The 25763-nt window shown below is 68.7% G+C and carries 25 protein-coding genes; 15 read left to right on the top strand and 10 right to left on the bottom strand.

What is annotated here, in order from left to right; all coding sequences use genetic code 11:
- Positions 1-6: 6 nt before the first annotated feature.
- Positions 7-1239, bottom strand: coding sequence for an MFS transporter (locus tag ON34_RS25950; RefSeq protein ID WP_040784099.1), 1233 nt, complete (start codon positions 1237-1239; stop codon positions 7-9).
- Between the two features lie 74 nt (positions 1240-1313).
- On the opposite strand from ON34_RS25950, the gene ON34_RS25955 reads away from it, so the two are divergent.
- Entirely contained in the window at positions 1314-2156 is an 843-nt protein-coding gene (locus tag ON34_RS25955; RefSeq protein WP_245548191.1) for a TetR/AcrR family transcriptional regulator, read from the top strand.
- A 172-nt stretch (positions 2157-2328) separates the two neighbouring features.
- On the opposite strand, the gene ON34_RS25960 is transcribed toward ON34_RS25955, so the two are convergent.
- A complete protein-coding gene (locus ON34_RS25960) occupies positions 2329-4158 on the bottom strand; it encodes an acyl-CoA dehydrogenase (protein WP_040784101.1) in 1830 nt (609 codons plus the stop codon).
- A 374-nt stretch (positions 4159-4532) separates the two neighbouring features.
- Here ON34_RS25960 and urtA point away from each other — a divergent pair, with 374 nt between their 5' ends.
- The 6 genes from urtA (at position 4533) to ON34_RS25990 (ending at position 10362) form a co-directional block, all read left to right on the top strand.
- On the top strand, positions 4533-5804 hold the full coding sequence (gene urtA, locus ON34_RS25965; protein ID WP_051023106.1) for an urea ABC transporter substrate-binding protein: 1272 nt from the start codon (positions 4533-4535) through the stop codon (positions 5802-5804).
- A gap of 329 nt (positions 5805-6133) precedes the next feature.
- Positions 6134-7018 carry an urea ABC transporter permease subunit UrtB gene (gene urtB, locus ON34_RS25970; protein ID WP_040784104.1) on the top strand — a complete coding sequence of 295 codons (885 nt, stop codon included), beginning with the start codon at positions 6134-6136 and terminating at the stop codon, positions 7016-7018.
- Entirely contained in the window at positions 7015-8154 is a 1140-nt protein-coding gene (gene urtC / locus ON34_RS25975) for an urea ABC transporter permease subunit UrtC (RefSeq protein WP_040784105.1), read from the top strand. Before urtB ends, urtC begins: the two co-directional genes overlap by 4 nt.
- Entirely contained in the window at positions 8151-8963 is an 813-nt protein-coding gene (gene urtD / locus ON34_RS25980; protein ID WP_040784106.1) for an urea ABC transporter ATP-binding protein UrtD, read from the top strand. Before urtC ends, urtD begins: the two co-directional genes overlap by 4 nt.
- Before the next feature lie 2 nt (positions 8964-8965).
- Positions 8966-9658: an urea ABC transporter ATP-binding subunit UrtE gene (gene urtE / locus ON34_RS25985; protein WP_040784107.1), complete on the top strand. Its 693-nt coding sequence runs from the start codon at positions 8966-8968 to the stop codon at positions 9656-9658.
- 8 nt (positions 9659-9666) lie between these two features.
- Positions 9667-10362 (top strand): GntR family transcriptional regulator, encoded by a 696-nt coding sequence (locus tag ON34_RS25990; protein ID WP_040784109.1) that lies wholly within the window; start codon positions 9667-9669, stop codon positions 10360-10362.
- Between the two features lies 1 nt (position 10363).
- Here ON34_RS25990 and ON34_RS25995 read toward each other — a convergent pair whose 3' ends face one another.
- On the bottom strand, positions 10364-11239 hold the full coding sequence (locus ON34_RS25995; RefSeq protein WP_040784111.1) for a hypothetical protein: 876 nt from the start codon (positions 11237-11239) through the stop codon (positions 10364-10366).
- 228 nt (positions 11240-11467) lie between these two features.
- Here ON34_RS25995 and ON34_RS26000 point away from each other — a divergent pair, with 228 nt between their 5' ends.
- Positions 11468-12001 carry a carboxymuconolactone decarboxylase family protein gene (locus tag ON34_RS26000; RefSeq protein ID WP_040784299.1) on the top strand — a complete coding sequence of 178 codons (534 nt, stop codon included), beginning with the start codon at positions 11468-11470 and terminating at the stop codon, positions 11999-12001.
- An 88-nt stretch (positions 12002-12089) separates the two neighbouring features.
- Here the strand turns inward: ON34_RS26000 and ON34_RS26005 are convergent, their stop codons facing one another.
- Complete coding sequence (locus tag ON34_RS26005; protein ID WP_040784114.1) at positions 12090-12875, bottom strand: TetR/AcrR family transcriptional regulator; 786 nt, start codon at positions 12873-12875, stop codon at positions 12090-12092.
- Positions 12876-13006: 131 nt separating this feature from the next.
- Between ON34_RS26005 and ON34_RS26010 the strand changes: the two genes are divergently transcribed.
- Entirely contained in the window at positions 13007-13384 is a 378-nt protein-coding gene (locus tag ON34_RS26010) for a VOC family protein (protein WP_040784118.1), read from the top strand.
- A gap of 66 nt (positions 13385-13450) precedes the next feature.
- Here ON34_RS26010 and ON34_RS26015 read toward each other — a convergent pair whose 3' ends face one another.
- Positions 13451-14302, bottom strand: a complete 852-nt coding sequence (locus tag ON34_RS26015; RefSeq protein WP_040784120.1) for an SDR family oxidoreductase — start codon at positions 14300-14302, stop codon at positions 13451-13453.
- A gap of 97 nt (positions 14303-14399) precedes the next feature.
- On the opposite strand from ON34_RS26015, the gene ON34_RS26020 reads away from it, so the two are divergent.
- A complete protein-coding gene (locus ON34_RS26020) occupies positions 14400-14798 on the top strand; it encodes a winged helix-turn-helix transcriptional regulator (RefSeq protein ID WP_040784301.1) in 399 nt (132 codons plus the stop codon).
- A 48-nt stretch (positions 14799-14846) separates the two neighbouring features.
- Positions 14847-15263 carry a PPOX class F420-dependent oxidoreductase gene (locus ON34_RS26025; protein ID WP_040784122.1) on the top strand — a complete coding sequence of 139 codons (417 nt, stop codon included), beginning with the start codon at positions 14847-14849 and terminating at the stop codon, positions 15261-15263.
- A gap of 264 nt (positions 15264-15527) precedes the next feature.
- Here ON34_RS26025 and ON34_RS26030 read toward each other — a convergent pair whose 3' ends face one another.
- Positions 15528-16229 (bottom strand): polysaccharide deacetylase family protein, encoded by a 702-nt coding sequence (locus ON34_RS26030; protein ID WP_040784124.1) that lies wholly within the window; start codon positions 16227-16229, stop codon positions 15528-15530.
- 127 nt (positions 16230-16356) lie between these two features.
- Positions 16357-17757 (bottom strand): dihydrolipoyl dehydrogenase, encoded by a 1401-nt coding sequence (gene lpdA / locus ON34_RS26035; RefSeq protein ID WP_040784132.1) that lies wholly within the window; start codon positions 17755-17757, stop codon positions 16357-16359.
- Positions 17758-17888: 131 nt separating this feature from the next.
- Between lpdA and ON34_RS26040 the strand changes: the two genes are divergently transcribed.
- Both ON34_RS26040 and ON34_RS26045 read left to right on the top strand, forming a co-directional pair.
- Positions 17889-19040, top strand: a complete 1152-nt coding sequence (locus ON34_RS26040; protein ID WP_169333899.1) for an AraC family transcriptional regulator — start codon at positions 17889-17891, stop codon at positions 19038-19040.
- A gap of 226 nt (positions 19041-19266) precedes the next feature.
- Positions 19267-20289, top strand: coding sequence for an NADP-dependent oxidoreductase (locus tag ON34_RS26045; RefSeq protein WP_040784134.1), 1023 nt, complete (start codon positions 19267-19269; stop codon positions 20287-20289).
- On the opposite strand, the gene ON34_RS26050 is transcribed toward ON34_RS26045, so the two are convergent.
- Positions 20290-21264 carry a dipeptidase gene (locus ON34_RS26050; RefSeq protein WP_040784136.1) on the bottom strand — a complete coding sequence of 325 codons (975 nt, stop codon included), beginning with the start codon at positions 21262-21264 and terminating at the stop codon, positions 20290-20292.
- Positions 21265-21481: 217 nt separating this feature from the next.
- Between ON34_RS26050 and ON34_RS26055 the strand changes: the two genes are divergently transcribed.
- Together ON34_RS26055 and ON34_RS26060 are read left to right on the top strand one after the other, a co-directional pair.
- Positions 21482-22024, top strand: coding sequence for an AMIN-like domain-containing (lipo)protein (locus tag ON34_RS26055; RefSeq protein ID WP_040784138.1), 543 nt, complete (start codon positions 21482-21484; stop codon positions 22022-22024).
- Positions 22025-22057: 33 nt separating this feature from the next.
- Complete coding sequence (locus ON34_RS26060) at positions 22058-24118, top strand: prolyl oligopeptidase family serine peptidase (protein ID WP_040784140.1); 2061 nt, start codon at positions 22058-22060, stop codon at positions 24116-24118.
- Here the strand turns inward: ON34_RS26060 and ON34_RS26065 are convergent.
- Complete coding sequence (locus ON34_RS26065; protein WP_040784143.1) at positions 24115-24972, bottom strand: alpha/beta hydrolase family protein; 858 nt, start codon at positions 24970-24972, stop codon at positions 24115-24117. The two genes, ON34_RS26060 and ON34_RS26065, sit on opposite strands and share 4 nt — an antisense overlap.
- Positions 24973-25012: 40 nt before the next feature.
- Positions 25013-25645, bottom strand: a complete 633-nt coding sequence (locus ON34_RS26070; RefSeq protein ID WP_245548192.1) for a TetR/AcrR family transcriptional regulator — start codon at positions 25643-25645, stop codon at positions 25013-25015.
- Between the last annotated feature and the right edge of the window lie 118 nt (positions 25646-25763).

Consider the following 25763-nt stretch of genomic DNA (forward strand, 5'->3'; position numbering starts at 1 on the left):
GTTCGATCAGGCGGGCTCCACCGCCTGCTGGATACGCAGGCCGACCGCCGTCATACCGAGGGCGGCGACGAGCAGGAGCGCCAGGACCCAGGCGAGAACCGCGAAGCCGTGGGGCGCGGCGGCCGCGGCGACGAGCGGGCCGATGGTGGCGCCCACATAGAAGCTGAACATCGCGACCGACATGGCGGCGGCGCGGGATTCGCCGCCCAGTTCGCCCGCGCTCTGCAATACCGCGGGAGCGACGACGCCGACGCCGCCGACCAGGACCGCGAGCAAGACGGTCAGCACGAGCGGATGCGTGCCTTCGAAGGTCGCCACCACCATCGCGGACGCGGCGATCAGCACGCCGAGCACGATCTGACGGTGCTTGGACAGCCTGGCCAGCGGGACCGCGACGAAAGGCAGCGCCATCATCACCGGCAGCGCGCCCGCGCGCAGCGCGAGCAGTTCCCCCGAATTCTCGATGACGCCGGTCAATTCGAGGCCGGTGTACACGCCGACCATCGCGGCCATGCTCATCGCACCGGCGAGCAACAGCGGCAGCAGGGCCCCGATGCGCAGCACCGCGGGAATCGCGGCGTAGCTGTGCCGCAGCGGCCGGTCCCGCCCGGCCGGTGCGTCTGCGACCAGCACCGAGCGCAATACCAGCGCCAGCACTGCGAAAACGACTGCCGAGGCGAGGAATACGGTGCGCCAAGGGAATGCGCCGACGATCGCCTGCGACACGATCTGCGCGATCACCGTCGCCGCGAGGAACGCCGTCGACACCGACATGGTGGCCACAGCGCGGTGCGCGGGGTCGAGGCGGGTGGCCACATAGGCCATGATCGCGGGCGGAATCGAGCCCACCACCAGGCCCTGGACCACCCGCAGTCCCACGGCCAGCGGCGCACTGAACGCCAAACCGGTCAACAGTGTGACCACCCCGGCGATCAGCATCCCGGTGACCAGCACCCGGCGGTGACCGTAGCGGTCGGACAGCGGACCGAACAGGACGAAGCCACCGGCGTATCCGAACGCGAACGCGCTGATGATCCAGGTCATCACGGCCGAGCCGACGCCCCAGTCGGCTTTCATGGCGGTGAACAGCGGAATAGGGACGTACATCTGACCGGTGGCCAGGAGGGCGGAGAGGACGAAGAAGGGCACAGTGCGCCGGGTGTGGGCACGCGATGACGCGCCTGGGGTGCGCGTGTCGGCCGAAGTGTCGGCCGCGGGCTGAACGATGGACATTGCCATGCGTCGAAGGTAAGCCCGCCGACGGCTCGATGTCAACCAAATAGTTGGTTTAATGACCTGGTAAAGTCTTGGTCATGACGGCCACGATGAAACGCAGTGACGCGACCAGGCAGGCCCTGTTGCGCGCCGCCCGCGACGAATTCGCGCAGTACGGGCTGGCCGGAGCCAGGGTCGACCGGATCGCGGAGGCGGCGGGCGTCAACAAGGAACGCATCTACGGGCTGTTCGGCAGCAAGGACAAGCTGTTCGACGTCATCCTGATCGAGACGCTGCGCGAGTTCATCACCGTGGTCCAACCGCTGGCCGACACCGAACCCGGCGCGTACGTCGGGAAGCTGTTCGACTACCACCGAAACAATCCCCAGCTGCTGCGGCTGATGCTGTGGGAGGCGCTGCACCGCGGCGCGGACGCGCACGACATCGACGGCTGGCGAGCCCAGCACTACGTGCGCAAATCGGACCGCGCGCAAGAGCAATTCGACGTGGACTCCTCCAACGCGGGCCGCCTGCTGCTCGCGTTGTGCGGCCTGGCCAACTGGTCGCTGGCGGTGCCGCAGACCACCAGGCTGCTGCTGGGCGAGGCCGCGGAGGACACCGACGGAACCCGGCGGTTCCTGATGGAGTTCGCCAGGGCCGCGATGCGGCGCGAGTCGCCCGCGGGAGAGCACGAGGCGCGCGTGCCGGAAGTCGAACTGGTCAATGGCTTGACCACCAGTGCGGGGCAAGCCGACGTGGAGGGGGCCGCCGCTCGACTCCGCGCCGCCCAGGCCGCCGCCGAAACCGCCCGCGAAGAACTCGCCACGACGCTGCGCGCCGCCCACGCAGCAGGCATGAGCGCCAATCAGCTGGCCAGGCAGGTCTCTGGCACCCTCTCCCGCCCGGTCGTGCTCAAACTCCTGGCCAACCCCGACGCCTGACCGCACGGCACCGCCAGCGGCGGACCCATACGGGTCGCTGATTCGAATCACCGCGGAGTACGTCCGTCGTGGCACCATCACCGCGACGCGCCCTGGGAACAGCCACCGACCTCGACCGTCGGCTCGGGGCGCGACGGTCGAGGTCCTCGGTGACAAGCTCCGGTGACGAGCGCTAGAACGCCGCCTCGTCCAGCTCCATGATGTCGTTGTCCAGCGCGGCGATGATCTCCTTCACCGCGGTTACGGTCGGCAGCACGTTCTTGGCGAAGAAGCTCGCCACGGCGACCTTTCCGGTGTAGAAGGCGCGGTCCTTCTCCGGCGCGTCCGCGGCCAGCGCGGCGGCCGCGATCTCCGCCTGCACCAGCAGTCGCCAGCCGATGAGCAGATCGCCGACCGCCAGCAGGAAGCGCACCGAGCCGAGGCCGACCTTGTACAGCTCGGCGGGCGTCTGCTGCGCGGCCATCAGGTAGCCGGTGAGCGTGGCCGCCATCGCCTGCACGTCCGTCGCCGCGGTGCGCAGCAGTTCGCGCTCGGTCTCGAATCGGCCGGTCTTCGTGTCCAGGAACGCCGCGATCTGCGCGTTGACGTGGCCGAGCGCGACGCCGCGGTCGCGGGCGATCTTGCGGAAGAAGAAGTCCTGCGCCTGGATGGCGGTGGTGCCCTCGTACAGCGAGTCGATCTTCGCGTCCCGGATGTACTGCTCGATCGGGTAGTCCTGGAGATAGCCCGAGCCACCCAGCGTTTGCAGCGACTCGGTCAGGTATTCGTAGGCCCGCTCGGAACCCACGCCCTTGACGATCGGCAGCAGCAGATCGTCCACCCGGTGCGCCATATCGGGGTCGGCGCCGGAAACGAGCTGCGCCACATCGGCGTTCTGGTGGGCGGCCGTGTAGAGGTACACCGCGCGCAGGCCCTCGGCGTACGCCTTCTGCATGGCCAGCGAGCGCCGCACGTCCGGGTGACGGGTGATGGTCACGCGAGGCGCGGCCTTGTCGGTCATCTGGGTCAGATCCGCGCCCTGGATGCGCTCCTTGGCGTAGTCCAAGGCGTTCAAGTAGCCGGTCGACAGGGTGCCCGCCGACTTGACGCCGACCATCATGCGCGCGTTCTCGATCACCTGGAACATCTGCGCGATGCCGTTGTGCACCTCGCCGACCAGCCAGCCTTTCGCGGGCACGCCACCGGCGCCGAAAGTCACCTCACAGGTGGGCGAGGACTTCAGGCCCATCTTGTGCTCGACTCCGGTGACGTACACGCCGTTGCGCTCGCCCAGTGCCAGCGTCTCGTGATCGAACAGGAACTTCGGCACGTAGAACAGCGACAGGCCCTTGGTGCCCGGCCCCGCGCCCTCCGGGCGGGCCAGCACCAGATGGAAGACGTTCTCCGCCGTGTCGCCGACCTCGGCGCCGGAGATGAAGCGCTTGACGCCTTCGATATGCCACGAGCCGTCTTCCTGCCTGATCGCCTTGGTCCGTCCCGCGCCCACGTCCGAGCCCGCGTCCGGCTCGGTGAGCACCATGGTGCCCTGCCAGCCCTTCTCGAAGCCGAGCGTGGCCCAGTGCTTCTGCTGCTCGGTGCCGACGTTGTACAGCACCGCCGCCATGACCGGGCCCATGTTGAAGAACGACGCCGAGGGATTGGCGCAGGTGATCATCTCGGCGACCGCCCACACCAGCACCGCGGGCGCCGGGGTGCCGCCCATGCCTTCCGGCATGCCCAGACGACTCCAGTCCGACTCGCGCACGGCGGCGACGGTCTTGCGCAGCGGCTCAGGAACCGAGAGCGAGAACGTGGTCGCGTCGTACACCACCGGCTCCCGGTCGGCCGCGGCGAAGGAGTCGGCGACGGGGCCCTCGGCCAGCCGCCTGACCTCGGCCAGGATCTCGCGGGCCGTGTCGGAGTCGAGGTCGCCGTAGGCGCCGGTGTCGAGGAGCTTGTCCAGTTGGAGGACCTCGAAGAGGTTGAACTCGATATCCCGCAGGTTCGCCTTGTAGTGGCCCATCTCGTCCTCCTCGACTCGAGTCCGCGGCAGCCGCCGCTGGGACAGACGGTTGGTGACCTCGTACGAACCGAAGCGTGCCGCATCGCGGCGACGCTACGCAACCGTAGCCACATCCGCCCCGGCCAGCGGGTTTGCCAGACCTCACAACCGCGCACCAGCGGTCGAGGAGCAAAGGTTCACACGCGCGAAACAGACGAAACCGACTCGTTATCGAGAGATATTCCGGCGCAACAACTTCTGTCTACCGTTCGCATCACGAATACAGCAGTTGTATACATCCCGGTGTACTGCCGTGACCGGGCCAAAGCCGCGGGTATTCGAGGCGGCGCGAACCCAGCGCCGCCGCACACCTGATGAGGAGAAGGGTCCGCCCCATGTCAGATTCCCGTGCCATCGCGCGCCATCGGCGCTTGGTCAAGGCGATGGCGGTACCGACCGCGGTCGCGCTCGCCGGCCTGTTGCTGACCGCCTGCGGCGCCAAGGACGACGCCTCGACCGGTTCGAACGCCGCGTCCTGCGTCGACACGTCGAAGGACACGATCAAGGTCGGTTCGCTGCACTCGCTGTCCGGCACGATGGCCATCTCCGAGGTCACCGTCGCCAACTCCACCAAGCTGGCCGTCGACCAGATCAACGCCGCGGGCGGCGTGCTCGGCAAGAAGATCGAGCTGGTGCTGGAGGACGGCGCCTCGGACCCGAAGACCTTCGCGGAGAAGGCGGAGAAGCTGATCAGCTCCGACTGCGTCGCCGCGGTGTTCGGCGGCTGGACCTCCTCGAGCCGCAAGGCCATGAAGCCGAAGTTCGAAAGCCTCAACTCGCTGCTGTACTACCCGGTGCAGTACGAGGGCCTGGAGGACAGCAAGAACATCTTCTATACCGGCGCGACCACCAACCAGCAGATCATCCCGGCGCTGGACTACCTGAAGCAGAAGGGCATCACCTCGCTCTACCTGGTCGGTAGCGACTACGTCTTCCCACAGACGGCCAATCGCGAGATCAAGGCGTACGCCGCGGCCAACGGCATCGAGATCAAGGGCGAGGACTACACCCCGCTCGGCTCCACCGACTTCTCGACCATCGTGAACAAGGTCCGCACCGCCAAGGCGGGCGCGGTGTTCAACACCCTCAACGGCGATTCCAACGTCGCGTTCTTCCGCGAGTACACCAGCGCGGGACTGAAAGCCGCTGACATGCCGGTGATCTCGGTGTCCATCGCCGAGGAGGAGGTCGCGGGCATCGGCGCGCAGAACATCGCGGGCCAGCTCACCGCCTGGAACTACTACCAGACCGTGGACACCCCGGTGAACAAGAAGTTCGTCGCCGACTACAAGGCCGCGTTCGGCGCCGACAAGCCGACCTCGGACCCGATGGAGGCCGCCTACGCGTCGGTCTACCTGTGGAAGAACACCGTCGAGAAGGCGAAGTCGTTCAAGGTGGAGGACATCCAGGCCGCCGCCGACGGCGTGAGCTTCGAAGCCCCCGAGGGCCCGGTGACCATCGATGGCTCCAACCACCACATCACCAAGACCGCCCGCATCGGCGAAATCCGCCCGGACGGCCTCATCTACACCGTCTGGGACTCCGGCAAGGCGGTGACCCCGGACCCGTACCTGAAGTCCTACGACTGGGCCAAGGGCCTGAAGTAGTCCGCGGCCGTGTCCGCGGCCCAGCTAGCAGTGGCCATCGCACCCGCGACGAAGTCGCCAGCGACGGTCGCCGAAGCGAGCAATGAGGGGGGCCGCGGACACGGAAGGGCGGCTGGCGAACCCTGCAACCACTGGGCCCACCCCGCCTTCGAGCGAAGCGAGACCGAACATTGCCCGTTCGCGGCCCGGCTCGGGTCCGAGTGGCCGCCGCGTCCGCGACGAAGTCGCCAGCGGCGGTCGCTCGGACGCGAGACACAAGGGGGCCGCGAACACGCAGCGCCGCAGGCGCTGCCAAACAAACACAGCCAGACCTACAGGAGTTTCCGCCCATGGATGTTGTGATCGGACAGCTCTTCACGGGGCTGAGCCTGGGATCGATTCTCTTGCTCGCCGCGCTCGGGCTCTCGCTGACCTTCGGTCAGATGGGTGTGATCAACATGGCGCACGGCGAGTTCATCATGGCCGGTTGCTACACGACTTACGTTGTGCAGAAGGTCATCTCGTCGGCGGGAGTGTCGCTTGTCGTCTCCTTGCTGATCGGGTTTCTCGTCGGCGGTCTGCTCGGCGCCGCGCTGGAGATGGGCCTGATCCGCTGGATGTACGACCGGCCGCTGGACACGCTGCTGGTCACCTTCGGTGTCGGGCTGGTGTTGCAACAGCTGGCCCGCGACATCTTCGGCGCGCCTGCCAAGAACGTCATCGCGCCGGAGTGGCTCGGCGGCGGCGTCACGATTCTGGGCGCGGTGGTGCCGAAGACGCGCATCTTCATCCTCGTCCTCGCGGTCGTCGCGGTGACCACGCTGGCCGCGGTGTTGAAGACGACGCCGCTGGGGCGGCGCATCCGCGCGGTCGTGCAGAATCGCGGCCTGGCCGAAACCTCCGGCGTCTCCAGTCGTTTCACCGACATCAGCACCTTCTTCATCGGCTCCGGGCTGGCGGGCGTGGCCGGTGTCGCGCTCACGCTGATCGGCTCCACCAGCCCGACCATCGGTCAGAGCTATCTGATCGACGCGTTCCTGGTGGTGGTCATCGGCGGGCTCGGCCAGATCAAGGGCACGGTGATCGCGGCGTTCGCGCTCGGCCTGCTCAATTCCTACATCGAGTACTCGACCACCGCGTCCATCGCGAAGGTCGTCGTCTTCGTCGTCATCGTGATCTTCCTGCAGGTCCGCCCGCAGGGCCTGTTCACCGTCCGGACAAGGAGTCTGGCATGACCACACTCGTGCAACGGTGGCGCGCGCACTCCTCGCTCACCGCCCCGGCCGGATTCGCGGTCGCCGCCGTCGGGCTGTTCGCGGTCGCGCCCGCGGTGCTCAGCGACTTCCGGCTCAACCTGCTGGCGAAATTCCTGTGCTTCGCGATCGTCGCGGTGGGCATCGGATTGGCGTGGGGCCGCGGCGGAATGCTCACGCTCGGGCAGGGCGTGTTCTTCGGCATCGGCGCCTACATCATGGCCATGCACCTGCAGATGGCCGACGCCGCGCGGCTGGGCAACGACGTGCCGGAATTCATGGAGATCGCGGGCATTCGCGAATTGCCGTCGTTCTGGCGGCCTTTCGCGTCGGCTCCGGTGGCGCTGCTCGGCATCCTGGTGCTGCCCGCGCTGGTCGCGGCGGCGCTCGGGTACGGCGTGTTCAAGCGCCGGGTGAAGGGCGCCTACTTCGCCATCCTCAGCCAGGCGCTGGCCGCCGCGCTGGCCATCCTGCTGACCGGTCAGCAGGCCATCGGCGGGTTCACCGGACTATCGGATTTCCGCGCGTTCTTCGGTTTCAAGCTGTCGGACCCGGTCAATCGGCGCATGCTGTTCTTCCTCGCGGCTGGCACGCTGCTGGTGGTGGTCGCGCTGGTGCGGCAGCTGATGCACAGCAGATACGGCGAGCTGCTCGTCGCGGTGCGCGACCAAGAGGAGCGGGTGCGCTTCCTGGGCTACGACCCGGCGAACGTGAAGATCGTCGCCTACGTGGTCGCCGCCTTCTTCGCGGGCATCGCGGGCGCGCTGTTCACCCCGATCGTCGGCATCATCTCCCCCGCCGACATCGGCGTCGTCCCCTCGATCGCGTTCCTCATCGGCGTCGCGATCGGCGGACGCACCACCCTGCTCGGGCCGGTGCTCGGCGCGATCGGCGTGGCCTGGGCGCAGACGGCGTTCTCCGAGGAGTTCCCGTCCGGGTGGACCTACCTGCAAGGCGTGCTGTTCATCGTGGTGGTCGGTTTCGTCCCGGCCGGACTCGCGGGACTGTGGCCGATGGTGAAAGGACTGGTGGAGGGCCGCTTCCGGCGTCCAACCGCCCCGGCCGTGCCGGTCGAGACGCTGCCGGAACCCGCGACCGAGAAAGTGGAATCCCGATGACCGAGACGACGCACGAACCCAAGCTCGGCGGCAACGCCGGAATGTCCAGCGAGTATCTCGAGATCCGCGGCCTCTCGGTGAGTTTCGACGGATTCAAAGCCGTCACCGACGTCGACCTGACCGTGTTGCAGGGTGACCTGCGCTTCCTCATCGGCCCCAACGGCGCGGGAAAGACCACGCTGATCGATGCGATCACCGGGCTCGTTCCGGCGACCGGTTCGGCCCAGAAGACCGGCGTCGAACTGCTCGGCAAGAAGGTGCATCACATCGCCCGGCTCGGCGTCGGGCGGACGTTCCAGACCGCGAGCGTCTTCGAACAGCTCAGCGTGCTGCAGAATCTCGACATCGCGGCGGGCGCGGGCCGCTCGGCGCTCACCATGCTGCGCCGCCGCAAATCGGTGCTGCCGAGCATCGAGGAGGCGCTGGAGACCACCGGCCTGGCCGACCTGCGCGACAAACCCGCGGGCGTCCTGGCGCACGGGCAGAAGCAGTGGCTGGAGATCGGCATGCTGCTGGTGCAGAACGCCTCGGTGCTGCTGCTGGACGAGCCGGTCGCCGGTATGAGCGCGGAGGAACGCGAGGAAACCGGGAACCTGCTGCGCCGCATCGGCGGCGAACGCGTGGTCGTGGTGGTCGAGCACGACATGGATTTCATGCGCTCCTTCGCCAGCTCGGTGACCGTCCTCGCGGGCGGCAAGGTGCTCAGCGAGGGCACCGTCGAGCAGGTGCAGGCGGACCCGAAAGTGCAGGAGGTCTATCTCGGCACCGCCGCGGCCGTCGGGACCGAGCTGGAAAGCGAAAGGGCATAGGGATGCTGGAGCTCACCGATATCCACTCCGGCTACGGCCGCACCGAGGTGATCCACGGCGTCTCGGTGGCCGTCCCGGACGACAGCGTGGTCGCCATCATGGGCCACAACGGCGCGGGCAAGACCACGCTGCTGCGCACCGCCGTCGGCCTGATCGGCACGAAATCGGGGCGGATCGCATTCGACGGGGAGACCATCACCAAACTGTCCCCGTCGCGCCGGGTGCGCCGCGGCATCGCTTACGTGCCGCAGGGGCAGCAGAGCTTCCCGCAATTGACCACCGCGGAGAATTTGCAGGTCGTCGCGGACGGGCGCAAGCGGGGCAAGGCGCTGATCGACGAATCGCTGGATCTGTTCCCCGCGCTGCGCGACCTGCTCACCCGCAAGGCGGGCCTGCTGTCCGGCGGACAGCGTCAGCAGCTGGCCATCGCGCGGGCGCTGATCACCGAGCCCAGGCTGCTCATCCTCGACGAGCCGACCGAGGGCATCCAGCCGTCGGTGGTCGCCGAGATCGAGCGCACCATCATGGAGCTCACCCGGCGCGGCGGCTTGAGCGTGCTGCTGGTCGAGCAGCACATCGGGTTCGCGTTGCAGGCGGCGCAGCGCTATTACGTCCTGCAATCCGGCCGGGTGGCCGCCACGGGCTCGGGCGGCGCGGGCGCCGAGAGCGCGGTCCGCTCGGCGATGGCGATCTGAGCACCGCCGTGACCCGCAACAGGGGTCGCATTCCGCTGCGCGAGCAGGTCTACGACTCGCTGCGACGGGATCTGGCCACCGGAGTCCTCGTGCCGACCGAACGGCTCGGCGAAGAACGCCTCGCCGAGGCCTACGGGGTGTCGCGCACCCCGGTACGCGAGGCGCTGGCTCGGCTGCAAGCCGACGGATTGGTCGAGCGGCTCTCCGACGGCCTGTACCCGTATCGTCCCCGGCTCGACGAACTCGACCACCTCTACGAGTTGCGGATTGTGCTGGAGGCCAGGGGCATCCAGCGGGCGCGGCCACCGGAACACGCGCACGACTTGGACGTGGTGCGCGCGGAGCTCGACACCTGGCGCGCGCTGCGCGACAATCCGCCCGAACCGGGGCCCGCGTTGGTGGCCGCCGACGAACGGTTCCATACCGCCTTGCTCGCGGCGGCGGGCAATGCCGCGCTCGCCGACGCGCTCACCGCGGTGCACGTCCGCGTGCGTCCGGTGCGCACGCTGGACATGCCGACCCCGGAACGGATCGCCACGATGACCGCCGAGCACATCGCCATCGCCGAACACCTGCTGTCCGGTGCGGTGGACGCCGCGTCGGCGGCGCTGACCGCCCACATCGACACCTCCCGGACACATGTGCTGGCCCGCGCGCAGCATGCGCTGCGGCTCACCAAACTGGGCCGGGCCGTGCGGGATTGAGTCAGCAGTTCGGCTGGAACGGCCAGCACTCGGCGGGCCGGTACGGCGGCGGCGATGGCGTCGGACTCGTCGTGGTGTCGGTCGCCCGGGTCGGTCGCGCGGAGTCCTGCATCAGTGCGCTGGCGATCACACCGAGCACGAGCAGGACGCCGACCACCGCGACCACGACGACGGACCAGCCCGCGTAGGCCTGGCTCTTCGTCGCGGCCCCCGGCGTCGGCTCGACCCGCGGTTTGGGTGGGCGGGCGATCATCGTCGGCTGCTCCGGCACAGTCTCCTCGAATCCCGCGTCGAGCAGTTCGGCGCGGGACGGGGCGAGCTCCGCGAGGCCGAGCGCGTCGCACGCGCCGATCACGCGGTCCACGGTCCAGTTGCGCGGCCCCGCGGCGAACCCCTCCAGGTAGATGCGCAGCTCGGTCGCGTCCGTGACGTTGCCGACGACGACGTCCAAGCCCGCACGCAGATTGGTGCGCGCCGGGCGCACCACCGCGCCGCGGAACGGAACCAGCACGACGGCGCCGCTGATGTGCCCAGGATCCTGCAACGCCCGCTGGAGCATGTGCTTCACCGCGTAGATCCCGTGCTCCACGCGGTCGGCGGGACTTCCGGAAGCCAGGTCGTCCAGTTCCACCGGCGCGTCACTGATCGTCCACGGCCCCTCGGCGGGCGTGCTGAGGATGCCGCTCTGCCTGCGCCGGAACCCGTGCACCTCGAGCACGGTCAGACCGCGCGGCGTCCAGACCACCGCGTCCACGCGCCGGTTGTCCGCCTCCAGGTCGATCACGGCGAGGCCGGTCGTCGGATACGACCGCAGGCACGCGACGAATTCCCGCTCGGCGCCGGAAAGCTCCGCTCCGGGCCTGATCCTCACCAGCATCTGTTCCCCTGCCGACCTGTTGCCTACACCTGACACCGCGGAACCCGCTGCGGCCGCGGCGACCCGCACCGGTACTGATGATGACGGTGTCCCCGCCCGAAAACCACTGGAAAGCAAAAGAATGATCCCCCCATCCTCGAGCTGACGCCCGGGTACGCTCGATATACGGCCCGGCACCGACGCAGGCCGTACCAGCACGCGAGGAGGCGTCCCAGCATGGTTTCAGTGCTGCAACCACGCATCTCTCCCGGGCGACTCCGGGAACTCGGTCCAGTCAACTGGGTTGCCTGGCAGGTACTTTCCCGTGCCGCCGGCACCGACGACGCCCATTTGTTCAGCACGCTCGGCCGCACCAAGGGCCTGTTCCGCGGCTGGCTGCACTACTCGGGCAGGCTGATGCCGGGCGGTCGGTTGCCGCGCCACGAATCCGAGTTGGTCATCATCCGGGTCGCGCATCTGCGCGGGTGCGACTACGAGATGGACCATCACATCCGGTTGGGCAGGCGGGCCGGGGTGACCGCCGAGATCCTCGACCGGCTGCGTACCGGACCCGCCGCCGCGGGCTGGTCGGACAAGCACCACGCGCTGCTGACCGCGGTGGACCAGCTCGTGGAGAAACGCGACATCGACGATGACGCCTGGGCCGAGCTGGCCAAGCACTACGACGAGCGCAGCCTGATCGAAATCGTCCTGCTGATCAACCAATACGAGGGGCTGGCCGCCACCATCACCGCGCTGCGCATCCAGCGCGACGGCGTCTGACCGGCCCAGCCGGACGCAGTCCGTCCACAGCCCGCACCGAGAAGGCGGACGCAGAACACGCAGCCAGCCGGAGTCGGCTCGAGTGCGCCTAGCGGTCCGGGGCGCGCGGGCCCTCGATGCGCCGGGCCAGGCCGTCCAGCACCAACTCCAAGCCGAACTCGTAGGCGTGGTCGGCGCTGTAGGCGGCGTCGTGCGCCTGGCCCGCGGCCGCGCCGACGCGCGCGGCGAGCGGATAACGCTCCGCGTCGAAGACCTGCGCCAGCACCGGCGCGGCCCGCTCCCACCATTGCCGGTCCGACATGGCGCTGTCGGTCGCCGCGCGCTCGGTGTCGATGGCGATGCGGGCGACGGACGTGACGAAACCGAGCACGAACGTCAGCGCGGCGTCCATGGCGACGTCGTCCAGTCCGAGACCGTCGAATGCCGTCAGCTCGTGATCGTATTTCGCGGCGAGGCCGGGACCGAGCGGCGGACGAGTGGTCGGCAGGTAGGCGACCCACGGATGCCGCGCCAGTAGCGCCCGGTTCTCGGCGGCGACGCGGGTGACGCGTTCGCGCCAGGGCAAGCCGGTCAGGTCGGCGCGTTCCATCTGGGCATAGACGGTGTCGAGCATGAGATCGACCAGCTCGGCCTTCCCCGGCACGTAGGTGTAGGTGGCCATCGGCGTCAGGCCGAGTTCGGCGGCAACCGCCCGCATGGTGAGCGCGCCGATGCCTTCCGCGTCGGCGATCTCGATCGCCGCGGCGACGACCGCATCGACACTGCTGCGTTGCTTCGGGCCACGGACGGAGCCGGAACTCGCCGGAATCCGCCAGAGCAGCTCGAGCGTGCGCACCGGGTCGCCCGCGCCACTGCGCTCCTTCGGCTGTCCCACCGCCGCCTCCTCACCTGATCGAAATCCGATGGTATCCAGGTGATTCAGATCACAGTGCGGCCGCCCGGAAATTACCATACAAAGTATAGCGTACTTAGTACAGAGTTATGCCGACGCCCGAGGAGAGCCCCATGAAGATCACCGCTTCCGCCATCTCGCTCAACGTCCCCGACCCGGGCGCCTCGGCGAAGTTCCTCATCGACCACCTCGGCTTCGAGGAGAAGATGTCGGCCGACGGATTCGTCTCGCTGGAGCGGCCCGACGCCGGGATGAACGTCATCTTCCTGCGCACCGGACTGTCGACCTTCACGCCGAAGAACAAGGCGGGCAGCGCGGGCGAGGGCCTGATCGTCGCCTTCGTCGTCGACGACATCGATGCCGAGTACGCCCGGCTGCGAACCGAAGGAGTTCCGATCGTGACGCCCATCGAAACCGAGCCGTGGGGCGAGCGGTACTTCCAGATGAGCGATCCGAACGGGATCATCATCCAGTTGGTCGAGTGGGTTTGAGCACGCGCGAACGGCGCGGCTCCGGAAAAGGAGCCGCGCCGTTCGATACCCGTATCGCGGCCGTTGTCAGGCGAGCGCCGCGCGGAATACGTCGACGGCCGGGGTAGCGGGACGGCCCAAAAGCTTTTCCAGGTCGCCGGAGCGCACGTCGAGAAGGCCCTGCGAGACGCCGGTGTCGGCATCGGCGAGGGCCTTGGCGTGGTCTCCGGGCAGCCCTGCTCCGACCAGCGCGGCAGCGTAGTCGTTCTCCGACAGATCCTCGTAGCGCACCGGCTTATCCGCCGCATCCGAAATCGCCTGGGCGAGTTCGGCATAGGTGAGCGATTCACTGCCGCCGAGTTCGTATACCCGACCGGCGTGCCCATCCGTGGTGAGCACCCTGGCCGCCGCCTCGGCATAGTCGGCGCGCGCCGCACCCGCCACGCGGCCCTCGCCCCCGGCACCGTGCAGCACACCCGACCGCACCGCGTGCACGAGGCCGCCCAGGTAGTTCTCCCAGTACCAGCCGTTGCGCAGAAGCGTGTGCGGCACGGTCGATTCGGCGAGCACCGCCTCGGTCGCCCTGTGCTCCTGGGCGAGAATCATCGGGTTGTCCGTCGCACCCGGAATGCTGGTGTAGGCGAGCAGTTCGACACCGGCGCGCTCGGCGGCACGAATGACGTTGGTGTGCTGGGCCACTCGGACGCCGAACTCATTACCGGAGATCAGCAGCACGCGGTCGACGCCGTCGAGCGCCCGGTCCAGCGCCGCCGCGTCGCCGTAGTCGGCCTGCCGGACGTCGACACCTCGCGCGGCCAGATCGGCCACCTTCTGCGGATCGCGCACGATCGCGACGACCGCCGTCGATCCCTCACGCAACAGCGCCTCCACTACGAGTCGGCCCAGTTGTCCGCTGGCCCCGGTCACCGCGACGGTCATGACTACCTCCAGATATGTACGGTTTTACTAGTACTAACTATTCGTAAGCACTATGCCTTCTGCCGCCACTGCGGTCAAGTTGGGTACCATGGCCGTCATGACCACCCAGCGCACCGTCCCGGCCGAGGCCGACGACCCCACGCTGGAAGCCGATGTCTTCGCCAGAAACTGCACCTCACGGCCGGTTTTGCAGAATGTGGCCAGCCGCTGGGGCACGCTGGCGCTGGTCGCGCTGCGTGAGGGCCCGTATCGGTTCAGCGCGCTGCGCCGCCGGGTGGACGGTGTCAGCGAGCGCATGCTGTCGCAAACTCTCCAGGCACTCGAGCGCGACGGCATGGTGCACCGGGAGGTGCTGGAGACCATCCCGCCGCGAGTCGAATACACCCTCACCGAACTGGGCGCCGAGGTGGCCGCGCATCTGGAGAAGCTCATCCAGGTGCTCGAGACGAACATGCCGCGCGTGCGCGAGGCGCAGGCGGCCTACCACCGCGACTGACTCGCCACGGTCCGGGAAGAGTCCGGCGCCAGCGAGGGTTACACGGGCATGGAACTCGCCGCCGCAGTCGATTTCGCACGCGAACACCGCAGGTCCGTGCTCACCACGATCCGCCGCAACGGACGCCCGCAACTGTCCAACGTGCTGCACGTCGTCGGCGCCGACGGCCGCATCCGCATCTCCATCACCGCCGACCGTGCGAAGTATCACAACCTGGTCCGCGACCCATGGGCGGCGTTACACGTGACCCGCGACGACTTCTTCGCCTACGCCGTACTGGAAGGCACGGTGGAACTCACACCGGTCGCCGCCGCCCCCGACGATCCCACGGTCGACGCGCTCGTCGACTACTACCGCACCGCCTCCGGCGAACACCCCGACTGGGAGGAATACCGCAACGCGATGGTCACCGATCGCCGCGCCCTGGTGCTGTTCACACCGACCCACGCTTACGGCATGCTCTGACTCCTGGACAGCCGGTGACGGCCGGACACCAGCATCGGTCGCGGCATCCGCGACGCACAGCCTCACCAGCCCGTGGGGCTGCCGAGCGAGAAGCTGGGACATTTCTGCCGCAACGGCTCGGCCATCGCGATCTGGCCCTTGCGCGCTTCCAGCACACGCCCAGTGCACCGGCGTGTAGGCAACGGCACCATCTCAGGCCGGGCGCTGGACCCGACCCGGACCGCATCGCCGCGAGCGGAATGCCGCCCGCGCGTGCCGATCGGCTCAGCGGTTCATCAAGTCGGATACCGTGACGAACTGGTAGCCAGCGGAACGCAATTCGGCGACGATGCGCGGAATCGCGTCCAGCGCGGCGGTCCCGCCGAACATGACGTGCAGCAAGATGATCGAGCCGGGGCGGACCTGGGCGAGAGTTTCGGCGACGATCTCGTCCGCGGTGGCCGTCTTTCCGGAATCCGGTTCGACGTCCCACATCACGGTGACCCGGTCGTGCTCGGCAAGGTAACGCGGCAGCATCACGAGCTTCTTGCCATACGGCGGGCGGAAGGTGATCGGGCCGACGTAACCGGTCTTCATGATCTCGGCGTCGGTGCGCTCCACTTCGTCACGGACTGTACCCGGCGTGACGAAGACCATCCGGCGATGTGAATAGGTGTGATTGCCGATCTCGTGGCCCGCCGCGGCGATGGCCTTGCCGTGCTCGGGGTGCGCGGCCAGATCACGGCCGTTCAGAAAGAAGGTGGCCGGAACCTGAGCTTCGGCAAGAACCTTCAGCACCTCGGGCGCGCGGTCGGTCGGGCCGTCGTCCAAGGTCAGCGCGACCACTTTCGCGTCGGTGTCCACCCGGCTCACCACATGACCGGCCAACTGGAAGGTGCGGGCGTTCATCAGGTAGTAGGTGCCCGTCGCGAGCAGCACCACGACGACGAGCACCGGCACACTTCCGATCAGCCACCTACGAAGCATGCACGCTGTATAGCAGACCACCCGCACCGACGCCGACTTCCGAAGTCCCTACCGACGCGGAAACCCTTGCCCGGCAAAACAAGAAGGGCGTGCGGTCGATGACCGCACGCCCCTTGCGCCCCGAGGATCAGAAGTTGATCATGTGGCCGGCCAAGCCGTGGAAGGCTTCCTGGAGGGCCTCGCTGAGCGTCGGGTGGGTGTGCACGTTGCGGGTCAGCTCATTGACCGTCAGGTCCCACTTCTGCGCCAGGGTGAGCTCCGGCAGCAGCTCGGAGACGTCCGGGCCGATGAGGTGCCCGCCGAGCAGCTCACCGTACTTGGCGTCGGCGATCAGCTTGACGAAACCGGTCGGGTCGCCGAGACCGTGCGCCTTGCCGTTGGCGGTGAACGGGAAGGTCGCGACCTTCACGTCGTAGCCCTCGTCGCGGGCCTGCTGCTCGGTCAGGCCGAAGCTGGCGACCTGGGGCTGGCAGAACGTGGCGCGCGGCATCATCCGGTAGTCGCCGAGGGTGACGGTCTCCGCGCCCGCGATCGTCTCGGCCGCCACCACGCCCTGCGCCTCCGCGACGTGCGCGAGCTGCAACTTGCCGGTGACGTCGCCGATGGCGTAGATGTGCGGCACGTTGGTGCGCATGTAGTCGTCGATCGCGATGGCGCCGCGCTCGAGCTGCACGCCGGTGGCCTCCAGGCCGTAGCCCTCGACCCGCGGCGCGAAGCCGACGGCTTGCAACACCTTGTCGACGGTGACGGTCTCGATGGCGCCGGTCTTGTTGTCCTTGATCGAGACGGTGACCTTGGCGCCGTCGTCCTCGATGGACTGCACGGCCGCACCGGTGGTGATGGTGATGCCCAGCTTCTTGTACTGCTTGGTGATCTCCTTGGAGACGTCCGCGTCCTCGTTCGGCAGCGCGCGGTCGAGGAACTCGACGATGCGCACGTCGACGCCGTAGTTCTTCAGGACGTAACCGAACTCCATGCCGATCGCGCCCGCGCCGACGATCAGGATCGAGCCGGGCAGGTCCCGGGTGAGGATCTGCTCCTCGTAGGTGACCACGTTCGCGCTGAGCTGGGTGCCGGGCAGCAGCTTGGTGACGGTGCCCGCCGCGATGATCACGTTGTCGAACGTGACCGTCTCGGTGCCGCCCTTGTTGAGCTCGACCGAGAGCGAGTTCGGGCCGGTGAAGGTGCCCTTGCCGTCGAACTCGTCGATCTTGTTCTTCTTCATCAGGAAGTGGACGCCCTTGACCCGGCCGTCGGCGACCTTGCGGCTGCGGTCGAAGGCGACGCCGAAGTCGAAGGTCGCCTCGCCGGAGATGCCGAAGGTCTTCGCCTCCTTGGTGAAGATGTGTGCCAGTTCCGCATTCCGCAGCAGCGCCTTGGAGGGGATGCAGCCGACATTGAGGCACACCCCGCCCCAATACTTCTGCTCGACGATCGCGGTACGGAGGCCTAACTGTGCCGCACGGATGGCGGCGACGTAACCGCCTGGACCGGCACCGAGAACGACAACGTCGTAATGGGAAGTCACGAGACCGAGCCTAACTCCGCCGGGCAAACTTCACCCACCGGTCCCCCACAACAATGAGTCCTGGGCCACACCCACCTCAAAACTTCCCGTGAGCGGGAAGAACGTGGTAGATCGCAGGGTTAGCATGCCGCGTGAACAGCTGTGCCGACCCCGTCTCGGCACCCTCGCCTGCCGCAGCAGAAGCACACCCCGATCCACTGGACGGGACCGCTTCCACGCACCTGACCCGGCTGGTCCGCGACGCGGCTGTGACGGCGGGAGCCGGAGCCGACCGTGTGGCCGCCATCCCCGGCATCGACGACGTTACGTTGGCGAGCGAGCTGAACCGGATTCCACTGCCCTCGCTGGCCCGCCTGTGGGAATTGCTGGCCCAGACGAGAACCGGCCCGGGCGCCGGGCTGGCCGTCGCCGCCGCCGCACCGCTCGGCACCCTCACCACCTGGGACTACCTGGTGGCCAACGGGCCGACGCTGGCGGATTCGCTGCGCGCGGCGCGGCCGTATCACCGCTTGGTCACCGCTGCCATCGAAGGCTTCGAGCTGACCGGCGACGGCGCGCTGACCGTCGGCTTCCACACCACCGCGGAGGACTTGGCGGCCGTCGCTGTGATCAACGAATACGTGCTCGCCTATTACCTGCGCCGGGCGCGTGAGGCCACCGGCCGTCCGGTGGTGCCGGAACGGGTCCGCTTCAGCCGCCCCGCTCCGGCCGACCACCGGATTCTCATCGAGGCATTCGGCACCAACCGCATCGACTTCGACGCCCCGGTCGACGCGATCACCTTCACCGAAGCCGACGCCACCGCGCCACTGCCGCGCGCCGACCCGCTGCTGGCGGACCTGCTGCGCAGCCACGCCGACCTGGTGCTGGCCACCGCGCGGCCGCTCCCGGGACCACTGGAGTCCTTCCGGATCGCGCTCGCCGCGGCGATCACAGACGGCGAGTCCTCGCTCGGGGCCGTCGCACGACGGCTCGCGGTCAGCACCCGCACCCTGCAACGCCAATTGGCCGAGCAGGGCACCACATGGCGCCACGAGTACGACCTCGTCCGCTACGAACAGGCGCGCGCTCTGCTGGCGGACGGGCTGACCACCGCCGCGATCGCGGGGCGGCTCGGGTTCGCCGACGACCGCGCACTGCGCAAGGCGTATCGCCGGTGGAGCGGCTCGCCGCCGTCACGAGCGCGGCGCGGTGACACCAGCGCTCGGCATGCCACGGGCTCGGCATGCACCTCGCTCACGGCGTCGGTTCGCGAAGTACGCCGCGCGGGAAGCACGGGCTGATCCCCATCGGCACACAGGCGAGCAATCCGACTGCGTACTCGAGTGGACTCCGGTAGCCGAACATTGGCCCGGGCATTCGGCAGACCCCGGACCCGGACGCGCAAGCGGTGGCGCGCCGGGACCGGTCCGTGGCGGCGCAGGACCTAGGAGTGGGTCCGCAACGCCCATAGCGTCATCGGTATCCGGACCCCGCCGCGAATAGCGGCTACCGAGACAAGGCACTCTCATGATCGACAACACCCGAACCGTCCCGACCGCCTCGCGGGAGATCCAGCTCGCCGCGCGTCCGGTCGGCGCACCGACCGCGGCGAACTTCGCGCTCGTCGAACGCCCGCTCCCCGACCTCGCCGATGGGCAGATCCTGGTCCGCAACACGTGGATGTCGGTCGATCCCTACATGCGCGGCCGGATGGACGACCGTCCGTCCTACCTCCCGCCGTTCCAGGTGGGCGCGGCGTTGGAGGGCTCGGCGATCGGCGAGGTGATCGCCTCGGCGGCGGTGAACCTTCCGGCGGGGACGACGGTCACCCACTTCGCGGGCTGGCGCGACTACGCGGTCGTCGACGCCGCGGACGCCACGCCGGTCGACACCTCGCTGGCAGCGCCACAGCACTACCTCGGCGCGCTCGGCACCACAGGCCTCACCGCGTACGCGGCGCTGACCGATGTGGCGCGGGTCGAGCGCGGCGACACGGTGTTGATCTCCGCGGCGGCGGGCGCGGTGGGCAGCGTCGCAGGGCAGATCGCGAAGGCACTCGGCGCGGCGCGGGTCGTCGGGTCGGCGAGCGCGGCCAAGACGAGCCTGCTGCTCGACGAGTTCGGTTTCGACGCCGCCATCGACTACCGAAAAGGCGATCTCGCCGGGCAGCTGTCCGCGGCCGCACCCGACGGTGTCGACGTCTATCTCGACAGTGTCGGCGCGGAGCACTTACGCGTCGCCGTGCAAGCCATGCGGCCGAAAGGCCGCATCGCGCTGGTCGGCGCGATCAGCGGCTACAACGGCGCCACCGGCGATCCGGGCCCGGACCTGTACCTCGCCGCGACCAAAGAGCTTTCCCTGCGCGGCATGCTGGTCACCAGCTATTTTCCGGTCTTCGGGGAATACATCGCCAAGGCCGCCGGATGGCTCGCGGACGGCACCCTGCGCACCAGGGAGACCGTCTACGACGGTCTCGAGCAGGCGCCCGCCGCGTTCCTCGGCGTCCTGTCCGGCGCCAACATCGGCAAGATGCTGGTGCGGCTGGCGTGATCAGTCCCGCCAGACCTGCGCGGCGACCCGCCGGAAGTTCCCGCCGAACACCGCGGCGCGGTCCGCCGCGCTGAAGCCGCGCCCGGCCAGCACCTCGTCCAGGCCGGGCAGGTCGGCGGCGCCGAGCAGGTCCTCCGGCGGAACCCACTGCAACGGCCCCCACCGGGTGTACGACTCGGAGAACGCGCCCGGGTTCTGCCGTAGCTCGGCGTTGAAGTCCTCGGCGTCGAAGGAGTAGTCCGACCCGATTCCGATGTGCTCGACGCCGACCAGCTCGGCGCCGTACTCGATGTGCCGCGCCATCGCCTCGATCCGCTCGGCACGCTCATCGCTCCCGTTACGGCCCAAGAAGATCCCCACGCCGTTGATTCCGATCACGCCGCCGGTCGCGGCACAGGCTCGCGCCTGCTCGTCGGTGATGTTGCGCGGGTGGTCCCACAGCGCGGCGAAGTTCGAGTGGCTGTAGATCATCGGGACGGCGCTCAACTCCGCCAGCTCCAGGCCGGTGCGCCGGGAACAGTGCGACCCGTCGGCGAACATCCCGGCCTCGTTGAGCGCGTGGACCAGGTCGCGGCCGTACCCGGTGAGCCCGGTGTCCTCGGTGTCCAGGCACCCGCAGCCCGCGGCGTTGGCGTGGTTGTAGGCGGGCAGCAGCGATCGCACGCCGAGCTCGTAGAACCGCGCGACATTGTCCAGATCGCCGCCGAGCGGCCCGGCGTCCTCGAGATCGAACGCCAGCGCGATCGTCTCGGGGTCGCCGAGGTCGTCCACCGTGCGGACGAGACGAAACCTACCGTCCGCCAAGGCATCCCGGCGAAATCGGTGCAGCAGCGCAAGGGCGTCGGCGGTCGACTGACGGGAATAGCCGACGTTGACCGACAGGTACGACCCGGCCGGGTAGCGCGCGAGGTCGCCGATCCGCGCCGCGGGCGACAGCGGCAGACAGCAGTGCTGCTCCCAGAGAAACGGCGGCAACCTCGAACCTCCTGGTCGGATCGGCCTCGCCAGCAGCGATCCTACTGGCAACGCCGACGAATCGGCGGCGTGCGGCAAATGCCCAGTCGCCGAACAGCATGTGAAAGCCGACCGTCCAAGTTGCCCAATACATTTCGGCATTCGCGTGCTAACAGCAGATCCGTGGCCAGCGATTCACCCAGTAGTTCATTCCCCTGCCCACGAAGGCGGTGCGACCATGCGTCGCTTGCTTCTGCTGCTCGTTTCCCTGGTGACATTCGCTGGTCTCTGGATCGCGCCCGGCCCGGCGTCCGCCGCCCCGGATTGCACCGCGACCTGGGGCTCGCTACCCAAGACCAGCCAAGCCCGGCCGGTCGCGACGCTGACCGGCGTGCGCGCGGGGCGGCACGAATGCTTCGACCGGCTGGTGTTCGACATCGCCGGACCGGTCACCGGGTACCACGTCGGCTATGTGGAGCGGGTCGTCATGGACGGCTCCGGCGCGCCCGTCCCGCTGCGCGGCGACGCGGCGCTGAGCATCATCCTCAACGCCCCCGCTCACGACGACACGTACAACGCCACCTACAACCCCGGCGACCGGGCCGAGCTCGCCGACGTGCGGGACTACCGGACCTTCCGCCAGGTGGCCTGGGCGGGCTCCTTCGAGGGCCAGACCACGGTCGGGCTCGGTGTGCGCGCCCGGCTGCCGTTCCAGGTGCACACCCTCACCGGACCGGGCAGCGGATCGCGCATCGTTGTCGACGTAGCACACACCTGGTGAACCCGGGTTGCGCCGCTCGGCAACAATGTGGGCATGAGCGGCGTTGAGCAGAACGTGACCGACCCTTACCTCTGGCTCGAAGAAGTGACCGACGAGCGCGCCCTGGACTGGGCTCGCGCGCACAACGCCGTCGTGCAGGAGAGGTTCGCCGACTCCGAGCGCTTCCGGGAGCTCGAACGCCGCATCCTGGACATGCTCGACACGGACACCAAGATCGCCTACCCGGCCCGCCGCGGTCCGTGGCTGTACAACTTCTGGCGGGACGCGCAGCACCCGCGCGGCCTCTGGCGGCGCACCACGTTCGCCGAGTACGGCAAGGACGCCCCGGACTGGGACGTGCTGATCGACCTGGACGCGGTCGCCACCGCCGAGGACGAGAACTGGGTGTGGGGCGGCGCCGCGGTGCTGCGCCCGCAGCAGTCCCGCGCGCTGGTCAGCCTGTCGCGCGGCGGGGCCGACGCGAAGGTGGTGCGCGAGTTCGACCTCGAGCGCCGGGTGTTCATCGCCCCCGAGGACGGCGGCTACTTCCTGCCGGAGGCGAAGTCGGAGATCCGGTGGATCGACATCGACTCGGTGTACGTCGGCACCGATTTCGGACCGGGCTCGCTGACCGACTCGGGGTATCCGCGGATCGCGAAGCTGTGGCGCCGCGGCACCGCGCTGACCGAGGCGACAACGGTTTTCGAGGGCGAGCGCAGCGATGTCGCGGTGTCGGCGGGCTACGACCGGACGCCGGGCTACGAGCGGCACTACATCGGCCGCGCCACCGACTTCTTCAACGAGGAGGTCTACCTGCTCGAAGCCGACGGCACGCTGCGCCACCTCGACATCCCCAGCGACGCCAGCGAGTCCTGGTACAAGGACTGGCTGCTGGTCCGGCTGAAGTCGCCGTGGGAGGTGGGCGGGAAGACCTTCCCGGCAGGCGCGCTGCTGGCGACCGACTTCGAGAAGTTCCTGTCCGGCGCCCGCGAATTCGAGGTGATCTTCACCCCCGACCCGCACACCTCGCTGCACGGGTACGGCTGGACGGAGAACCACCTGCTGCTGGTCACGCTCGAGGACGTGCAGACCAAGCTCCACGTGCTCACCCCGAGCGCGACGGGCTGGCGGCGGGAGCCGCTGGCCGATACGCCGCCGATGGCGACCACCAGCGTGCTGAACCTCGACCCGCTGGAGGGCGGCGACGAGTTCATGCTGAGCACCAGCGGATTCACCACCCCGGCCACCCTGCTGGCCAGCGCCGTCGGCGGGCAGACCGAGCAGCTGAAGCAGGAGCCCGGGTTCTTCGACGCCGAGGGGGTCGAGACCGAGCAGTTCTTCGCCGTGTCCGACGACGGGACGCGGGTGCCGTACTTCGTGATCCGCCACCGCGACCGGAAAGGCGTGCCCGGCCCGACGGTGATGTCCGGCTACGGCGGCTTCGAGGTGTCGCGCACCCCGGGCTACAGCGGCGCGTCGGGCATGGGCTGGCTGGAGCGCGGCGGGACCTGGGTGATGACCAACATCCGCGGCGGCGGCGAGTACGGGCCGCAGTGGCACACCTCGGTGCAGAAGGCCAACCGGCACAAGGTGTACGAGGACTTCTCCGCCATCGCCAAAGACCTTGTCGCGCGCGGCATCACCACCGCCGACCAGCTCGGCGCCGTCGGCGGCAGCAACGGCGGACTGCTCATGGGCGTGATGCTGACCCGCTATCCCGAGCTGTTCGGCGCGATCGTCTGCCAGGTGCCGCTGTTGGACATGAAGCGCTACCACCTGCTGCTCGCGGGCGCATCGTGGATGGCCGAGTACGGCGACCCGGACAAGCCGGAGGAATGGGAGTACATCAGCAAGTACTCGCCCTACCAGAACGCGCGCGCCGACCGGGCCTACCCGCCGATCCTGCTCACCACGTCGACCAGGGACGACCGGGTGCACCCCGGCCACGCCAGGAAGATGGCCGCGCTGCTGGAGGCCCAGGGCCACGAATTCTGGTACCACGAGAACATCGAGGGCGGCCACGGCGGCGCGGCCGACAACAAGCAGTCCGCGTTCCAGGCCGCGCTGATCTACGAGTTCTTCACCCAGATGCTGATCGAACGACGCCTGACCTAGCGGTCGCGCAGCCACTTCTCGATCTGGTCGACGGTGCTGGTGTACTGCCGGATCCAGCCGTTGTGGCCGAGCGCTTCCGGCTGCCGCCAGCGCGTCACCTCCGCGTTCGGCAGCTTGTCCAGCAGGTGCTCCGCGGAGCTGGGCGGAGTGAGCTCGTCTCCGGTCATCGTGATGGACAGCACCGGCAGTTTCAGCCGCGCGATCCGCTCCTCGTAGTCGATGTCCGCGCCCACCGGGACGAAGCGGCCGGTGCGGGCCAGCCGCGCCCAGTCCGAGATCAGCACCTTGGACTGGCGGCCGAAGCCCATCGAGACGCGGTCGCCGGGCCAGAAACCGGCCAGGTTGGCCGTCAGCGAGATCGCCGCGGTGCCGACCAGCATGCCCGGACCCGAAAGTCCGCGGTAGCCGCGGTAATACGGGGTGCCGGAGGCCACCAGGATCAGCCCGCCCAGCCTGCCGCGGATGCGGGCGGCGTACATCACGCCGAGCTGGCCGCCCATGCTGTGGCCGAGCAGGTACGGCGTGCTGTCCGGGAACTGGTCGCGCACCACCTCGAAGATCGCCGGGAAGTCGACCGAGACCAGCTCGTGGTAGCCGAAAGCGCTGGCGGAGCTCGGCTTCGGCCTGCTGTCACCGTTGCCGCGCAGCTCGCCGATGGCCACGTCGAACCCGCGCGACGCCAGACCCGAAGCGAACAGTTCGTAGTAGCCGGCCGGGACGCCGAGACCGGGCACGATCACCACGACCGGGCGCGGCGCGTCCGGCGTGACCGGGTGCCGGTGCGTGCCCGCGGCCGGGATCAACCGCACCGGAACCGTGGTGCCGTCCGGCATCTGGATCGGAACTGTCTGCATGTCCGCACGCTACCGCGCGGGTCGGGCCGCGGCGCGCACGCTACGCGCGGACCGCGCCGATGATCACCTTGCTCAGCACCCGGATGACGTCGTCCAGCGGCGGGCGCGGGTCCGCGCCGCTCCACGAATCCACCACGTAGTTGACCGCGCCGATGATCGCCAGCACGCGCATTTCGTAGTCGCCGGTGGGTATCTCGCCGTGCAGGGCCGCGTCCTCGGCGGCGCCGGCCAGCAGCGAGCCCCACTCCCGGCGCACCGCGAGGCGGAACTTCTCCACCTTCGGGCCCGCGCCGACGACCTCGACCAGCGCGACGCGCGCCTTGCGCGGATCGGATCCGATGGATTCGACATAGGCGCGCACCGCGGCGTCGATGACATCCAACGCGCTCGCACCGGACTTCGCGTCCAACGCCTTCTTCACAGCGTCCCGCGACTCCCGATCGATCTGCTCGAAGAGCTCTAGGAGTAGGGACTCGCGACCGGTGAACTCCTCGTAGAACTGTCGCGAGGAGAGTCCGGCGTCCTTGCAGATGGCGCCGACCGAACTATTGGCGTAGCCGTCGCGCGCGAAGACCGTCAGGCCTGACTCCAGAAAACGCGCACGCCGCTGACGCTGCCGGTCCTCCACGGGTTGCCCGGCATACATTCGACCCGTATTCGCATCCTGTGACATTGGGCCAGACAATACAGAAAGAGCCCGATCGCATCGTCATCGATCGGGCCCTTCGTTACAACCGTCGACCGAACAAGCGTTAGCCGAAAGTTGGCTGCACAGTGGCTAGCTCATTAAT

The organism is Nocardia pneumoniae NBRC 100136, from assembly GCF_000308755.1.
GTDB lineage: Bacteria > Actinomycetota > Actinomycetes > Mycobacteriales > Mycobacteriaceae > Nocardia > Nocardia pneumoniae.

Coding starts and splice junctions, on each gene's coding strand:
- urtE (WP_040784107.1), top strand. CDS start 8,966: ATGCTGGAGCTCACCGATATCCACTCCGGCTACGGCCGCACCGAGGTG.
- ON34_RS26060 (WP_040784140.1), top strand. CDS start 22,058: ATGAGCGGCGTTGAGCAGAACGTGACCGACCCTTACCTCTGGCTCGAA.
- ON34_RS26070 (WP_245548192.1), bottom strand. CDS start 25,645: ATGTCACAGGATGCGAATACGGGTCGAATGTATGCCGGGCAACCCGTG.
- urtD (WP_040784106.1), top strand. CDS start 8,151: ATGACCGAGACGACGCACGAACCCAAGCTCGGCGGCAACGCCGGAATG.
- ON34_RS26065 (WP_040784143.1), bottom strand. CDS start 24,972: ATGCAGACAGTTCCGATCCAGATGCCGGACGGCACCACGGTTCCGGTG.
- urtC (WP_040784105.1), top strand. CDS start 7,015: ATGACCACACTCGTGCAACGGTGGCGCGCGCACTCCTCGCTCACCGCC.
- ON34_RS26025 (WP_040784122.1), top strand. CDS start 14,847: ATGGAACTCGCCGCCGCAGTCGATTTCGCACGCGAACACCGCAGGTCC.
- ON34_RS26055 (WP_040784138.1), top strand. CDS start 21,482: ATGCGTCGCTTGCTTCTGCTGCTCGTTTCCCTGGTGACATTCGCTGGT.
- urtB (WP_040784104.1), top strand. CDS start 6,134: ATGGATGTTGTGATCGGACAGCTCTTCACGGGGCTGAGCCTGGGATCG.
- ON34_RS25950 (WP_040784099.1), bottom strand. CDS start 1,239: ATGGCAATGTCCATCGTTCAGCCCGCGGCCGACACTTCGGCCGACACG.
- ON34_RS25960 (WP_040784101.1), bottom strand. CDS start 4,158: ATGGGCCACTACAAGGCGAACCTGCGGGATATCGAGTTCAACCTCTTC.
- ON34_RS25955 (WP_245548191.1), top strand. CDS start 1,314: ATGACGGCCACGATGAAACGCAGTGACGCGACCAGGCAGGCCCTGTTG.
- urtA (WP_051023106.1), top strand. CDS start 4,533: ATGTCAGATTCCCGTGCCATCGCGCGCCATCGGCGCTTGGTCAAGGCG.
- ON34_RS26020 (WP_040784301.1), top strand. CDS start 14,400: ATGACCACCCAGCGCACCGTCCCGGCCGAGGCCGACGACCCCACGCTG.
- ON34_RS26015 (WP_040784120.1), bottom strand. CDS start 14,302: ATGACCGTCGCGGTGACCGGGGCCAGCGGACAACTGGGCCGACTCGTA.
- ON34_RS26045 (WP_040784134.1), top strand. CDS start 19,267: ATGATCGACAACACCCGAACCGTCCCGACCGCCTCGCGGGAGATCCAG.
- ON34_RS26010 (WP_040784118.1), top strand. CDS start 13,007: ATGAAGATCACCGCTTCCGCCATCTCGCTCAACGTCCCCGACCCGGGC.
- ON34_RS26030 (WP_040784124.1), bottom strand. CDS start 16,229: ATGCTTCGTAGGTGGCTGATCGGAAGTGTGCCGGTGCTCGTCGTCGTG.
- ON34_RS25995 (WP_040784111.1), bottom strand. CDS start 11,239: ATGCTGGTGAGGATCAGGCCCGGAGCGGAGCTTTCCGGCGCCGAGCGG.